The sequence below is a fragment of the Arthrobacter sp. Y3224055 genome (assembly GCF_059090825.1).
In genome coordinates, this window is sequence record NZ_JBNHGB010000006.1 from 218,570 (window position 1) to 231,686 (window position 13,117).

Sequence of the window (13,117 nt, forward strand, 5' to 3'; positions counted from 1 at the left end):
GCTAGTTCCCCCTCGTCAGCACCTGGTTGCAGACCCGCGCCAGTTCGCTCCACGCGCCGGCGTCCAGGGGCAGGAGGCGGGACTCCTCGAGCGCTTCGTCCACCAGGATGCGGGCGAGCCGCATCGCCTGCGCGTCGGCGCCGCAGTCCGTGAGCGCCGCGCGGACCTCGCCGACCCCCGCCTCGCCGCGGCGAAACGCGGCCAACAGGTCATCGAACCCTTCCGCCTCCGCCGCATACGCGGTCAGCACGGTGCGTTTGCCTTCGCGCAGGTCGGATTCGGCGGATTTGCCGGTGGTGCCGGGCTCCCCGAAGGTCCCGAGAACGTCGTCCACGATCTGGTAGGCCAGCCCGATGCGGCGGCCGACCGCGGCGAGTGCCTCGGCCGGGTGTCGGTCGGCACCGGCCAACAGCGCCCCGGCTTTCAGCGGCGCCTCAAAGGAGTAAGCCGCCGTCTTCAAACGTTCCATGCCGAGGACGTCGCCCAGGCCGGGGCTTTCCGTCGCCGCCGACAGCAGGACATCATCCAGTTCGCCCGCGGCCGAGGCGAACACGGCGTCGTGGACCGTTTCCATCAGGACGTCGGCGCACGGCAGCCCGGCGCCGGAGCTGCCGGCCATCCGCAGGGCACCGGTCAGCAGGAGGTCGCCGGCAATGATCGACGCCGCGTGGCCCAGGTGCTCGGCCTCGGGCCCGGGCAGCCCCTGACCTCTGGCGTCGTCCCGGTAACGGGCTCCGATGGTTGGCAGGCCGCGGCGGACGAAGTCCCTGTCGATGACGTCGTCGTGCACCACCAGCGCGGTGTGCAGCAGCTCGAACGCCGCGCCTAGCCGGGCGCAGCGGCGCGGATCCTCGCCGCCGAAGGACTTGTACGCGAGCTGCACCATCCTGGGCCGCAGCCGCTTGCCGCCGCCCAGCGCAGCCTCAATCCGGTCCCACAGCACGGGAAAAGTACGCGAGAGCTTGCCGGCCCGGCTGCGGTTCCCTGCAGTAAATCGCTGAAGCTCCGCTTCGACGAGGGGGCCTACTTGCCGCCAGCCACAGGGATCCGACGCTGCCTCGGCGGCCGCGCGGCTTTCGGCGTTCAGAGTCATGACTGACCTTCTCCCCAAGGTTGGGAGCGTGCAGGCTGCCCCCGTCACTTCTGCACTTCGTTGTTCCATAGTGTGCGTCACCGGGGCCCGGTGCGCGACCATTGCCTGCAATTGGCGGGGTCAAAATCCCCAACTAGTCGGCCGGTTTGGCGGGCTCCCGCGCCGATATCCGGCAAAGGCTTGCCAGCGGCGGCCCCATCATGGAACGTAGTAAGCACACTTAGCATCGTTGGGGTATATCGTCCGGACCCTGGCGTCACGTGAGGCCGGTCAGGCTTCCTCACCCTAAGGAACAAACCATGACACCGACACCGCAACAGCCGGTCACCGACGACAGCATCAAGGTCCGCCAGCTCAGCCACTACCAGTTCACCTGGGTAGCCGGTGAGCCGGGGGCCCGCGGCACCTGGACCCTGCAACTGGTCCTGGACCAGGGCGCGTGGGAAGAGGTGCTGACGCTGGACGCCGACGACGCCGACAACCTCCAGGACCTCCTCTCCACCGCGGAGACCGTGTACTACGACATCGCCCGCCGCACGCTGATGTTCGGCACCACCAAGGCCGGCCACCACTAGCCACGGGGCGACGGTGGAACCAGCCGGGCGCTAAACCGTCAACGGTTTCCGCGGCGGGGGCTGTGCTGAGATGCTGGTGGCGTGACAACAATCTCGACCGAGCCGCCCCGGACCGCGCTGAGCTGGAAACTGGTGCCGGCGCTGCTCCTCTCGGCGTCCGGCGTGATGCTTTTTGCCGTCGAGAATGGGCCCCTCGGCTACGGCCTGCTCGCGCTGAGCGTGGCCACGGCGGCGTTGGTTGACCGGGAGTTTGTGCGGCATCTTGCGCTGATCGCGGGCGGGATGCTGATCATCAGCCTGGTGCCCCTGAACGCCGACCTGAGCCTCGGGCACATGTCCCTGATGGGCGGCGCCCTCGCGTTGGCCGTCCTGGTGCCGTGGCTGGTGTCGAGGTTTGTCTACCGGGAGAAGATCATCAGGTTTCCGGTGAACACGGGCCGCAAATGGCCATTGTCCGCCAAGCTGTACCTCATCGGCGTCGTGGCGCTCGGCTACTTCATCCTGCCGGTGTACTTGGTCAGCACCGGCGTTTACCAAAATTGGCCGGATGCCTCCGACCCCACGATCTTCTGGCGGCTCTTTCTCGGCGTGAACGCCGTCGGCATCTGGGACGAACTGTTCTTCATCTGCACCACCTTCACGCTGCTGCGCCGGCATTTTCCCGACTGGCTGGCCAACCTCCTGCAGGCCGTCGTGTTCTCGTCCTTCCTGTGGGAAATCGGTTACCAGGCGTGGGGGCCGCTGCTGACCTTCCCGTTCGCGCTGCTGCAGGGCTATACGTTCAAGCTGACGAAGTCGTTTACCTACGTGGTATCCGTGCACCTGATCTTCGACTTCGTGCTGTTCCTGGCGCTGGTGCACGCGCACAACCGCGACTGGCTGCCGATCTTCCTGTATTGACCGTACTGCTCCCGCGCACACCAGGACGTAGAGGGGCCGGGGCACTGGGACGCGAAGGGGCCCGGCACGCAGGACACAAAGGGGCCCGGCGGCACCCCCTGTGCGGGTGCCGCCGGGCCCTGGATGCGGCGAGGCGCGCCGGAGGGCGCCGCCGGCCTACTTGGTCTTCTTGGCCGCGCCCTTTTCGGTCTTGGCGCCCTCCGTCGCGAGTTCACCGGCGCTGTTTTCCAGGTGTGCGCGCATGAACCACTGGAAGAGCTCCAGCTCGGCGGTCTGGCCGATCAGCATGTCCTCGGTGACCGGATCAATCTCGCCGACGGTTTCGATGGCCTCGCGGTGGTCGGAGATCACGCCGTTGTACACGACGTCCAGGGCGGCCAGGTGTTCGGCGGTCCCGGCGCGGTGGATGTCGTAGTCGTCCCAGCTGCGCTCCTTGACCAGGGCGCCGGGCAAGCCGTTCGGCGAGACGCCCAGGGTGGCGATGCGCTCGGCGGTCTCGTCGATCATCGCGCGGACCTTTTCGATCTGCGGGTCCAGCATTTCGTGGACGCCGATGAAGTCGCGGCCCACCACGTTCCAATGTGCGTGCTTGAGCGTCAGCTGCAGGTCGTTGAGGGCGTGAAGCCGCATCTGCAAGAGGTCGGCGACCTTGACACCCTCTTCAAGTTCGAGCCCCGGTACGGTGTAGCTTGCCTTCGATCGGTTCGTTTCCGCCATGAGAAACCTCCTTGTGTAGGTGCTGCCGCTTGTCGGCGTGCTGCTATTCCCAACCTAGCCATGGCCGGCGGTTTCGTCCCGTCGGCGGCGCGTCCGTCAGCCAAGGGCGAAATTCAGCACCCTTACTAATCTCCCGGGGCTCCCCTGGCAATGAACCGGATGACGACGGCGGAGAGCAGCACCACCGCGGCGCAGATGCCGGCCGCAATAGCGGTGCCTTCGTCCACCAGCCCGCCGTCCAGGCGCCCGACGGCAATCCAGGCCAGGCCCCAGGCGGTGGCCAGCGCAGGCGCGAGCCGGCCGCGGCTGTACAGGGCGGTTCCGACGCCCACCGCCGCCGCGACGGCAAGCACGATGGAGGACAGCAAGGTGACCGGCAGCCCCAGGCCGTCCAGCCCGGACGCGGCGAGGACGGCGGAGGTGTTGGCAACCGTGGCCACGGTGACCCAGCCCAGATACAGCCCGAACGTGCCGTCGGTGATCAGGGTGTCCAGCCACCCACCGGACGTCGACCAGACCAGCAGCACGAGGATGCGCGCCAGCACCGCCAGCAGGACAACGATCACCGTGAGGCTGAACACCAACAGGCCGGCCTGCACCACCCAGATCCAGGCAGCGTTCAGGAGCATGGCCGCCACCGCCCAGGGACGCAGGGCCGCGTGTCGTTCCGACTGCCGCTGGGCCGGCAGCAGTTGCCACACCGCGTAGGCCAGCAGGCCCAGGTAAATGAGCGACCAGATGCGGAAGGCGGCCGAGGCCGGGGCCAGCGGCGTCGAGTCCTCATTCAGCCAACCCCCTGCCGCCTCCTGGATCGGCGTGCCCATGAGCGCCCCGCTGCCCCAAAAGGCGGCAACGATCGCCGCCAGGGAACTGGCCAACACCAGGATCGGCACGGCCGGCCCGGTCCTCGTCTCCGTTTGCTGCATGGTTCCTCCGGCTGTCGAGGGATGTTCGGGTGCGCTGCGGGACCTTCCTGTCGTGACCGGAGGGGACGGCTAGGTGTCGAGGGTGCCGCGGACGATGCTGACGCTGGAGTGCTCCGGGTTTCCGTCCAGCGGTTCGTCCGAAACGTCAACGATGGGGAACTTCGACAGGTCCAGCCCGTCCGGGATGGCGAACCTGCCGGTGTCCGAGTCCATCACGCCGAGGCTGACCAGGGCGGACAAATCCGGTGCTATCAGCCACACCTCCTGGTATCCCTGCGCCTCGTTCTCGCTCAGCCGGATCTCAAGCTCCCTGGTGCCGTTGGCTTCCACTACCCGGGCCGTTCCGGTGGCCGCGTATTGCTCCAGCGGTTCCAACTGCGCCTGCGCCAGCGTGGCGGCGTTGCGGGTGACGCCCCAGGAGATGCCGATGGCGGCGACGATCGCCACCGCGGCCGCCGCGGCCAGCCAGGCGGGCAGGTGCCGGGAGGAAACGCGCCGGGAGGACGGAGGCCCGGCGGGGAGGCGCCGGGCAGCCTTGGGCTTGGCAGATACCCCCCGGGATGAGGCGGTCCGGGACGGCCGGCGCCCGGCCGGCGCTGATTCCGTACGACCCTGCAATGGGTCCGCGGCCAGTTCGGGGGAAAGGGCGAGTTCGCGGTGAATGGTTTCCCAGACCGCCGGATCCGGCGGCTCCAGGGTTGGTTCGGGGTTGGCCCTTACCGCCTCCACCGCCCGGCGCAGCGCGTGGTACTCCTCCGCGCACTGGCTGCAGCGGCGCAGATGGTCCCTGTCCGATTGATTGCCGACGGCGTCGTCCAGCGCCAGCAGGCTGATCAGTTCCGGTTCAAGATGCTGCATGGTCGACCTCCAATCGGCTCCTCAGGTGGTGCAAACTGCGATGAATATGGCTCTTGACGGTACCAACGGGAAGGTCCAGCCGGTGGGAAATCTGCTCGTGGGTCAGATCCTCGTAGAACGCCAGGCGCATGATGGAGCCCTTGGGTTCGCCCAGCCGTTCCAGCTCATCGTCCAGCAGCAGGCGGTCTGCGAGGACCTCCGGCGACTGGGAGTCCCGGGCGAATTCGGGGTCCGGCATGACCGCCGAAACGGCCCGCAGTTTGTGCTGCTCGCGGGCGGCGGAGGAATAGGCATCGGCGATGGCGCGGCGTGTGATCCCCACGATCCATGCGGGCAACCGGCCGAGCGCGGGATCGAATCCTTCCCGCGATCGCCACGCCCGGATGAATACTTCCTGAGTGATATCGTCCGCCGCGGACTTGTCTTGCAGGGCCCTGGAGGCCAGCGTGTGGACGAGCGGGGCCAGGTGCCGGTAGGCATCGGCGATGGCAGCCTCCTCACCCGCCGCGAAGGCTGCGTCGATGTCCGTGTCCCACGCTTCGAAAGGATGAGGTACCAAGCCTGCGTCCTTCCGGTTGGTCGGAGGAAACGCCACGCGAACAGTTGTTGCGGGACCGGAAAAGTCAGTCGGGAACTGCCGTGACAACCACATTGTGGCTGTAATCCTCTCGCGCGTCCAGCCATTGGCCACCGCAGGTGACCAGCTTGAGCAGCGGTTGTCCACCGCGGCGGAAGATGCCGTTTCCGTCGAAATCGTCCTTGTCCATCAGGGCCACCTCGGTGACACGGTAGGTCACGGGACCGGCGGCAGCCCGTTCCACCGTGATGCGGGTGCCCTGTTCGAGCTGCCTCAGTTCGGAGAAGGGAGCCAGGCCCGCCAAGGTGTCGACGTGGGCCGCTATCACCGCGGTCCCCGCCCGGTCACCCGGCGCGGCACCGTAGCGGTACCAACCCGCCTGCTCCACCGACTCGGGGATCTCCATGGCGTTACCCGTAGTGACGCCGACGTCGACGACGCTCACATCGATTGACGTGCCGGCCACGACCAGCCGGGTGGGCGGCGTCTCCTGATTGGCGGCGGTCAGTGGCGCGGCCAGCCGCACCGGAATGTCGGCAGGGTCGGGGATCTTGTCGACCGCCGGAACAGCGGTTTCGACCGGCCCTGCGGGGTTTCCAACAGCTGCCGGGGAGGCCGCCGGAACCAGCTGCCGACCCGCGGCCGGTTGCATCGGTGCGGCGCAGCCGGTAGCGGCGATCAAGACGCCGCAGCACAGGAGCCCTACGCGGGTGCCCATCGTCGTCGTCGGTACGGTTGTCATGATTCTTTCCTCAAGGGGTGGTTGCAGGTGCCGAAGCGATGGTTGCCGGCGCCAAAGCGATGGAAGCCGGCGGCGCCCCGGGCTGGCGCCGCCGGCTTCTTTTCGGACCCGTCGCAGTTAGTCGGTGGTGCGAACCGCTTGCCTGCGACGGGCGACTGCGCCGGTGCCGAGGAGCAGCAGCACTGCTCCGCCGGCAACCGCGGCGATGGTGTAGTCCGGGCCGGCCTCTGCGGCCGCGCCCGACATGCCGCCCGGCACGGCGCCGGGCGCGGAATGCAGTCCTTCGATGTTCTGCACCGCAAGGGCCAGGTTGCCGTCATTCAGGCTGCCCCAGGCATAGACAATCGTGTGGGTGCCCTCCGCCACCGGCACGTCGGCCGGGCCGATCACCGGTTCGGTGGTGCCCGCCGCAGCCACCGCCGCGGAGATCGTGCCCGGGTCGAGGGTGAGGGTCTGCTCGTCCGGGTTGGACAGGCCCTGGATCACCGGAGATCCTCCGGCCAGCACGTCGACGGCGGGGGCGGCGGCAGTGTGCCGCACGGTCAGCTTGCCCTTGCCTGCCTCGATGGCCGAGACGTCGTTGGTGAACAGGTTGGCGGTTGGATTGCCCTCGGCGTCCAGGTTGGCCACGGCGGTGTAGTTGCCGCCGCCTTCCAGTTGGACATCCACCGGGCCGATGGCGGGGCTGTCGGCGTTCTCGGCGTCCGAGGCGGTGATGGCCAGCGAGTACTCGCCCGCAGGCAGTGCCAGCGGACCGGCCAGGTCGCCGGGAGCGAAGTCATCCAGCGTCCGTTCGCCGTTCACCCACACGTCCACGGTCAAATCCGGGACGCCGTGCAGGACCGAGAGCTGGGCTTCCTGTTCGGCCGCCTGGGCGGGACTTGCCGCGCCGAGTGCCAGAAGCCCCAGGGCTGAAACCGTAACGATGCTCTTGCGCATTTTGTTCTCCTTCAACGGCCCGGGTGCTCCGGGCTGATCGGTGCTTACACCCCTACTACTGTCCGGGCGGGGTATTTGGATGCACTTTCATGGAAATTTTTTAGGCGGCGTCTCTCCCCTCGGGATGCGCCCCGCCGTCGCGCCTCCCGGTTGAGTGGAGAGCGGCCGGAGACGCTAAGTTTTTCCTATGGCTACGGAAGATCGCGTTAACGAACATTCAAAGGGCCGGACCGAGACCTTCGAGGAGAAGCTGGACCGGAATTGGAACGAGCTGCTGCAGGAGCTGCGGGTGATGCAGACCGGCGCGCAGATCATCACCGCGTTCCTGATGACGCTTCCGTTCCAGAGCCGCTTCAGCGATCTGGCCCCGTACCAGGTGAGCCTGTACATCGCGCTGCTGGTGCTTGCGGCGCTCATGACCGGCGTGATCCTCACGCCGGTGGCGATCCACCGCCAGCTGTTCGGGCTGCACCTCAAAGACGCGACCGTGGCGCACGGGCACCGGATCGTGAGGGTCGCGGTGCTGGGGATCGGGCTGCTGGCCACCGGTTGTGTGGCGTTCATCGTGGACGTGATCGCCGGCGATGTCCCTGCCCTGGCGGTGGGCGGCGGCGTGCTGGTGGCGATGTTCTTCCTGCTGTGGATCCTGCCGTACCTGCTGCGGCGCGGGCTGAGCGGCGCAGAGCCCCGCTCCAGGGACTGACCGTCCGGCGCTTTCCGGGCCCTTGACCCCGTGACAGGGCCCGGCGCGGGTGGAAGCATGGCGTCATGGCCACTCCACCGGAACCGACGCCGCAGCTGGTGCTGGTCACCGGCGCCACCGGCTACATTGGCGGGCGGCTGGTTCCGCGGCTGCTGGCCCGCGGCTACGCCGTGCGCGTTCTGGTCCGCTCACCGGGCAAGCTCGAGGCCGTTCCGTGGCACGACGAAGTGGACGTTGTTGCCGGCGACCTCGCCGACGCCGACGACGCCAAGCTGGCCTGCGCCGGCGTGCAGACGGTGTTCTACCTGGTGCACTCCATGGCCTCCGGGACCGACTTCGAAGGGCGCGAACTGGCGATAGCGGGCACGGTCGCGGCCGCTGCGGCCGCGGCCGGGGCGCAACGGATCGTCTATCTGGGCGGGCTGCATCCGGAGAACGTCGAGCTGTCCCGCCACATGCGTTCGCGGGCCGCCGTGGGCCGGGCGCTGCTGGAAGGCGAGGTGCCGGCGGCGGTCTTCCAGGCCGGCGTCGTGATTGGCTCCGGTTCCGCCTCCTTCGAGATGATCAGGCATCTGGCCGAAAACCTGCCGGTCATGCCGGCACCCAGCTGGGTGCGGCGCACCGTGGAGCCGATAGCCATCAGCGATGTGCTGCACTACTTGGAACGGGCGCCGGAGCTGCCGGCCGGGCTGAACCGCACCTTCGACATCGGCTCGCGGGAACGGATCACCTACGCGGGACTGATGTACGGGTACGCGCGCGAGGCCGGGCTGGCGCGGCGGCTGATTTATGCCCTGCCGATTCCGGCTCCCGCCCTGGCCGGCTGGTGGGTGGCGCTGACGACCCCGATCCCGCACGCCATGGCCGTGCCGTTGGTGCAGTCCCTACAGCACGACGCCGTCTCCGCGGAACACGACATCGACCGCTACATCCCGCCGCCCGAGGGCGGACTGACCGGGTACCGCCGCGCTGTGCAGTTGGCGCTGGGCAAGATGGCCAGCGGCGAGGTGGAAACCAGCTGGACCAACGCCTCCAACAGCCCGCCGTCAGACCCGCTGCCCAGCGACCCTGAATGGGCGGGCCGCACCGTCTTCGTGGACGCGCGGGAACGCGGCTCCACCGTCGCGGCCGAGGACGTCTGGCGGGTGATCCAAGGGATCGGCGGGGACAGCGGCTGGTACTCGTGGCCCGCGGCCTGGGCCATCCGGGGCGTGCTGGACAAGCTGGTGGGCGGCGCCGGGCTCAACCGCGGCCGACGGCATGCCGACCGGCTTAGCGTGGGCGACGCCGTTGACTGGTGGCGGGTGGAGGCCATCGAGGACGCGCCGGAGCGCCGGCTGCTGCGGCTGCACGCCGAGATGAAGGTGCCGGGCCAGGCCTGGCTGGAACTGTCGGTGGTCCCCGCGGACGGCGGCAGCGTCTACCGGCAGCGCGCCATCTACTTCCCCACCGGGCTCTCCGGCAAGCTCTACTGGTGGCTGGTGCTCCCGTTCCACGGGCTGATCTTCCCCTCCATGGCCCGAAACATCATCCGCCGGGCATCCGCGCTCGGGGGTGCCGGTGAGGCGACCGCCGCGGAATCGGCCGCCGGACGCAACGCTGCCGGGCTGGGGGCCGCCGGGCTCGGGGCTGCCGGTGACGCGACAACTTGAAAGAGTGCCCACCATGACAAAGCAACCTGACGACGTGCCCGCCGAAAAGTACCGGCGCCCCGAGGGCCTCGACGACGCCACCCTTGAGGCCCTGGGCAAGATCTCGGAGGCGCTGGAAGCGGTGGAGCACGCCCGCGGCCTGCTGTACGGCTTTCACCGGCTCACCGGTACGGCCGACTTGGCGCTGGGCGAGGCGGTGGAGCTGCTGCGCAAGGCCGGACACCGGCAACTGGCCGAGCGCGTCGACCGGGAGATCGTCGGCCGCAACGTCATCGAGGGGCATTGGACGTTCCAGATCATCGACGAGTACGACGAGATCTACTACGGTCCCTTCAAGGAGCTGGAGCGGCAGGCACGTGAAACGCTGGCCGGCGGCCGCAAGCACCTGTTCGAAGCCGCCATGAAAGAGGACCGGCGCACCCACGGGCTCCGAAACCACGAGGCAAACGCCCCGGGCCAGCGGGACGCCGGCACCTGATCGCGGCCGGCACGAACTCGGACCGGTTTCCAGGGGACAGCCTTTGAGCCAAGACGTGTGCGCCGCCGATCTGGCCGTTACGCCTGCGGGTACACAACCGCCAGCGGAAGCCGGCCACAGTCCAGCACGACCAGGTCCACATCGTTGTACCGATCGCCGCGGGGCGGCACCGTCCGGGGGCGGGCCGGAGCGGCCTGGCTTCCGGGATCGCCGATCATCCCTGCCGCCGGACCGGCCGCCGGGACGGCACCCGGCGCCAGCAGCGTGCCGGCGGCCAGCTGGGCGTCGGCGGAGACCACCACGCGGCCGGCACGATTGACCAGGGACGCCGCCGGGTGCAGGCTCTTCAGCGCCGGCAGCAGCAGCGGTTCCAACGACGCGACAAAGACGTCGGCGCCCGCCACGCCGACCCGCCGCTCTCCCGCTGCGACTCCCGCTGCGACCGGGACAGTCATGGTCATGGTGTATTCGTCGGTGCAGAGGAAGTCCACGTAGGGTCCGGTGACATGCGGCAGGCCGGTCTCCATCGGCCGGGTGAACCACTCACGCCGCATGTAGGCGTCGGAGGCCGATGCCAGGGCGGGCAAGACCAGCCGCTCCATGCTCTCGCCCTGCCACCACGCCATGTGCCAGGAAGCGTCGGCCACCGCGTGGGCGGCGGCCACAAAGCCGGCGCCGACCACGGGCCTTTCCTCCCTCCCCACCAGCTCAGCGACCAGCGGCTGCATGGTCGCGGTCACCTGCTTGCCGCCCGGCGGCCGGGCCGGATCCTCAAACAACCCGGCCAAGGCGGGCACCCACGCGTTCACTTCGGCCAGGATGTCTTCGAAGAATCCGGTGACCTCGGCGAGCGGATCCGCCGCACGTGCTGATACCGGTTGGGCCATGGAGTTCATCCCGTCCTCCTTTGGGCGGTAGCGCGGGTCGGGCCGGCGGGCCGGTCGGTCAGCCGGGCGTGTTCGTCGATCAGCGCCGCCAATCCGGTCTGGATTTGTTCGGTCACTGTTGTGCGCGCCGTGGCGGCATCGGCTGCGGCAACCGCATCGGCAATGCGGTCGCACATCTGCACCATCGTGGCGTCGAACTCTGCGTCCTCGTGCAACACCGACAACAACGGACCAAAGTCCTTATAGAGCCGGACGAATTCACGCGTCAGCCGCGCCGACTGGCTCAAGGCTGCCAACTCCAGCAGGAAATCGCCGACGACGGCTCCGCCGGTGCCTGTTGACCGGGGAGCATGCAAGATCCGGCGCAGCATTTCGGCGTCGTCGGGATCGGCAAAATCCGCCGCCAGCTCGGCGGCGGTCGCCGCGATGGCACGGTAATGGATAGCCAGGTCGCGCAGCTCCACCCGGCTCATCCGGCCCAGGCGGTCGCGGACCAGTTCCGCACGCCGTCCGGCGGGGACGGTGACGAAGGTGCCTCCGTCGCGGCCCCGCCGGGTGGCCACCAGCCCGCGGGATCGCAGGCCCACCAAGGCTTCCCGGGCCGTCACCGTCGCCACGCCCATGGAGGAAGCCAGCTCGGCCTCGCTGGGCAGCCGGTCGCCGTCGGCCAGCACACCCGCGGCAATCCCTTCCAGGATCCGGTCCTCCACGCGCTGCGCCTTGCCGCCCTCGCCCAGCGGGGCGAAGACCGCGGCGAGCAAGCGCTGGCGTGGCGGTGATTCCTTAGGCATGCGTCGATCCTTCCAGACGGACCGCCCGCAGGACGGCAGGACGCGGCGGAGCGCCTGCGGCCGGAACGGGCCGTAACAAGAAATCTACCCGATGTGACCCGCTTTACATTTAACCTCTGGTTTCATATGTTAAGGCAAGACGATGTAGTCCACGCCACATCAGCCCTCTTGAAAGGACCCAGCCGTGCAAGTCACAGCCACCTCCGCAACCACCGCGCCGGACAGCACGGGGGCCTCCGCCACGCCTGCCATCTCCCTGCAGCAGGTCGCGAAGACCTTCGGCGACTTCTCCGCCGTCAAAGGTTTGGACCTGGACATCCGCCAGGGCGAGTTCTTCTCCTTGCTGGGCCCCTCCGGCTCCGGGAAGACCACCGTGCTGCGCATGATCGCCGGCTTCGAACTCCCCACCTCCGGCCGCATCGACCTGGCCGGTCGCGACGTCACTCGCAAGGCGCCGTTCGAACGCGACGTCAACACCGTGTTCCAGGACTACGCGCTCTTCCCGCACCTGAGCGTGGCGCAGAACGTGGAGTACGGGCTCAAGCTGCGCAAGACGCCCCGGAGCGAGCGCCGCAGGCTGGTGAACGAAGCGCTGGAGATGATCCGCCTGCCCCGGGTGGCCGACCGGCTGCCCTCGCAGCTCTCCGGCGGCCAGCGCCAGCGTGTTGCCCTGGCGCGGGCACTGGTCCTGCGCCCGCAGGTGCTGCTGCTGGACGAGCCCCTCGGCGCACTGGACAAGCAGTTGCGCGAACAGATGCAGGTGGAGCTGAAGCAAATCCAGCGCGAGGTGGGGATCACGTTCGTCTTCGTGACCCACGACCAGGAAGAAGCGCTCACGCTCTCGGACCGGGTCGCCGTCTTCAACGAAGGCGTGGTGGAACAGGTGGGCACGCCCGAGGACCTGTACGAGCGCCCCGGCAGCCGGTTCGTCGCTTCCTTCCTGGGCAACACCAACCTGGTGGAGGGCGCCTTGGCCAAACAGCTCACCGGCTCCGAGGCGCTGCTGAGCATCCGGCCGGAGCGGATCCACATCCGACGCCTCGACGAGCCGGCGGAAGCCGATGGCCTCTCCACCGTGGAAGCGCTGATCGAGGAGGTCATCTACACCGGTCCCGCCACCCGCTTCGTGGCACGCACCGCCGTCGGGCAGACCCTGATTGTCCAGGAGCCGAACGATGCCCGCGCCTCCGGCGCCCAGCGCGGCGACCGGGTCCGGCTGCAGTGGTCTTCCCGCTTCAACTACACCGTCTAGTCCCGCACCAACTACCTCACTACGCAC

15 protein-coding genes are annotated in these 13,117 nt (G+C 68.6%); 6 read left to right on the forward strand and 9 right to left on the reverse strand.

All coding sequences use genetic code 11. The annotated features are described in order from the left end of the window. Position 1: 1 nt before the first annotated feature. The gene (locus AC5RTY_RS15150; protein WP_494139846.1) at positions 2-1,093 is read right to left on the reverse strand and encodes a polyprenyl synthetase family protein; all 1,092 of its coding nucleotides are present in this window, start codon (positions 1,091-1,093) and stop codon (positions 2-4) included. A gap of 299 nt (positions 1,094-1,392) precedes the next feature. Between AC5RTY_RS15150 and AC5RTY_RS15155 the strand changes: the two genes are divergently transcribed. Both AC5RTY_RS15155 and AC5RTY_RS15160 read left to right on the forward strand, forming a co-directional pair. Beyond that, complete coding sequence (locus AC5RTY_RS15155; protein WP_494001649.1) at positions 1,393-1,668, forward strand: hypothetical protein; 276 nt, start codon at positions 1,393-1,395, stop codon at positions 1,666-1,668. Positions 1,669-1,749: 81 nt separating this feature from the next. Beyond that, positions 1,750-2,568 (forward strand): CPBP family intramembrane glutamic endopeptidase, encoded by an 819-nt coding sequence (locus tag AC5RTY_RS15160; protein ID WP_494139847.1) that lies wholly within the window; start codon positions 1,750-1,752, stop codon positions 2,566-2,568. Positions 2,569-2,724: 156 nt separating this feature from the next. Here AC5RTY_RS15160 and AC5RTY_RS15165 read toward each other — a convergent pair whose 3' ends face one another. The 6 genes from AC5RTY_RS15165 to AC5RTY_RS15190 form a co-directional block, all read right to left on the reverse strand. Continuing rightward, entirely contained in the window at positions 2,725-3,285 is a 561-nt protein-coding gene (locus AC5RTY_RS15165; protein ID WP_494014581.1) for a Dps family protein, read from the reverse strand. Between the two features lie 125 nt (positions 3,286-3,410). Next, entirely contained in the window at positions 3,411-4,211 is an 801-nt protein-coding gene (locus tag AC5RTY_RS15170; protein ID WP_494139848.1) for a TspO-related membrane protein, read from the reverse strand. A 69-nt stretch (positions 4,212-4,280) separates the two neighbouring features. Continuing rightward, positions 4,281-5,069: an anti-sigma factor gene (locus AC5RTY_RS15175; protein WP_494139849.1), complete on the reverse strand. Its 789-nt coding sequence runs from the start codon at positions 5,067-5,069 to the stop codon at positions 4,281-4,283. Further along, positions 5,056-5,628, reverse strand: coding sequence for an RNA polymerase sigma factor (locus AC5RTY_RS15180; RefSeq protein WP_494139850.1), 573 nt, complete (start codon positions 5,626-5,628; stop codon positions 5,056-5,058). Before AC5RTY_RS15180 ends, AC5RTY_RS15175 begins: the two co-directional genes overlap by 14 nt. A gap of 64 nt (positions 5,629-5,692) precedes the next feature. Then, on the reverse strand, positions 5,693-6,388 hold the full coding sequence (locus tag AC5RTY_RS15185) for a class F sortase (protein ID WP_494139851.1): 696 nt from the start codon (positions 6,386-6,388) through the stop codon (positions 5,693-5,695). Positions 6,389-6,505: 117 nt separating this feature from the next. After that, entirely contained in the window at positions 6,506-7,327 is an 822-nt protein-coding gene (locus AC5RTY_RS15190; protein ID WP_494139852.1) for a DUF4397 domain-containing protein, read from the reverse strand. Positions 7,328-7,514: 187 nt separating this feature from the next. On the opposite strand from AC5RTY_RS15190, the gene AC5RTY_RS15195 reads away from it, so the two are divergent. The 3 genes from AC5RTY_RS15195 (at position 7,515) to AC5RTY_RS15205 (ending at position 10,160) form a co-directional block, all read left to right on the forward strand. Further along, positions 7,515-8,030, forward strand: coding sequence for a DUF6328 family protein (locus tag AC5RTY_RS15195; RefSeq protein ID WP_494014587.1), 516 nt, complete (start codon positions 7,515-7,517; stop codon positions 8,028-8,030). A 65-nt stretch (positions 8,031-8,095) separates the two neighbouring features. Beyond that, positions 8,096-9,682, forward strand: coding sequence for an SDR family oxidoreductase (locus AC5RTY_RS15200; protein WP_494139853.1), 1,587 nt, complete (start codon positions 8,096-8,098; stop codon positions 9,680-9,682). 13 nt (positions 9,683-9,695) lie between these two features. Continuing rightward, positions 9,696-10,160, forward strand: a complete 465-nt coding sequence (locus tag AC5RTY_RS15205; RefSeq protein ID WP_494139854.1) for a hypothetical protein — start codon at positions 9,696-9,698, stop codon at positions 10,158-10,160. 77 nt (positions 10,161-10,237) lie between these two features. Here the strand turns inward: AC5RTY_RS15205 and AC5RTY_RS15210 are convergent, their stop codons facing one another. Together AC5RTY_RS15210 and AC5RTY_RS15215 are read right to left on the reverse strand one after the other, a co-directional pair. After that, positions 10,238-11,056: a PDC sensor domain-containing protein gene (locus AC5RTY_RS15210; protein ID WP_494139855.1), complete on the reverse strand. Its 819-nt coding sequence runs from the start codon at positions 11,054-11,056 to the stop codon at positions 10,238-10,240. Continuing rightward, a complete protein-coding gene (locus tag AC5RTY_RS15215; RefSeq protein WP_494139856.1) occupies positions 11,053-11,838 on the reverse strand; it encodes a winged helix-turn-helix domain-containing protein in 786 nt (261 codons plus the stop codon). The genes AC5RTY_RS15210 and AC5RTY_RS15215 overlap by 4 nt, the downstream gene beginning before the upstream one ends. A 184-nt stretch (positions 11,839-12,022) precedes the next feature. Between AC5RTY_RS15215 and AC5RTY_RS15220 the strand changes: the two genes are divergently transcribed. After that, a complete protein-coding gene (locus AC5RTY_RS15220; RefSeq protein ID WP_494139857.1) occupies positions 12,023-13,090 on the forward strand; it encodes an ABC transporter ATP-binding protein in 1,068 nt (355 codons plus the stop codon). Positions 13,091-13,117 lie beyond the last annotated feature (27 nt).

What these genes read in the sequence shown, in the direction of transcription:
- AC5RTY_RS15150 (WP_494139846.1), bottom strand. Translation starts at nt 1,093, where the DNA reads ATGACTCTGAACGCCGAAAGCCGCGCGGCCGCCGAGGCAGCGTCGGAT.
- AC5RTY_RS15155 (WP_494001649.1), top strand. Translation starts at nt 1,393, where the DNA reads ATGACACCGACACCGCAACAGCCGGTCACCGACGACAGCATCAAGGTC.
- AC5RTY_RS15165 (WP_494014581.1), bottom strand. Translation starts at nt 3,285, where the DNA reads ATGGCGGAAACGAACCGATCGAAGGCAAGCTACACCGTACCGGGGCTC.
- AC5RTY_RS15170 (WP_494139848.1), bottom strand. Translation starts at nt 4,211, where the DNA reads ATGCAGCAAACGGAGACGAGGACCGGGCCGGCCGTGCCGATCCTGGTG.
- AC5RTY_RS15175 (WP_494139849.1), bottom strand. Translation starts at nt 5,069, where the DNA reads ATGCAGCATCTTGAACCGGAACTGATCAGCCTGCTGGCGCTGGACGAC.
- AC5RTY_RS15185 (WP_494139851.1), bottom strand. Translation starts at nt 6,388, where the DNA reads ATGACAACCGTACCGACGACGACGATGGGCACCCGCGTAGGGCTCCTG.
- AC5RTY_RS15190 (WP_494139852.1), bottom strand. Translation starts at nt 7,327, where the DNA reads ATGCGCAAGAGCATCGTTACGGTTTCAGCCCTGGGGCTTCTGGCACTC.
- AC5RTY_RS15195 (WP_494014587.1), top strand. Translation starts at nt 7,515, where the DNA reads ATGGCTACGGAAGATCGCGTTAACGAACATTCAAAGGGCCGGACCGAG.
- AC5RTY_RS15200 (WP_494139853.1), top strand. Translation starts at nt 8,096, where the DNA reads ATGGCCACTCCACCGGAACCGACGCCGCAGCTGGTGCTGGTCACCGGC.
- AC5RTY_RS15205 (WP_494139854.1), top strand. Translation starts at nt 9,696, where the DNA reads ATGACAAAGCAACCTGACGACGTGCCCGCCGAAAAGTACCGGCGCCCC.
- AC5RTY_RS15210 (WP_494139855.1), bottom strand. Translation starts at nt 11,056, where the DNA reads ATGAACTCCATGGCCCAACCGGTATCAGCACGTGCGGCGGATCCGCTC.
- AC5RTY_RS15215 (WP_494139856.1), bottom strand. Translation starts at nt 11,838, where the DNA reads ATGCCTAAGGAATCACCGCCACGCCAGCGCTTGCTCGCCGCGGTCTTC.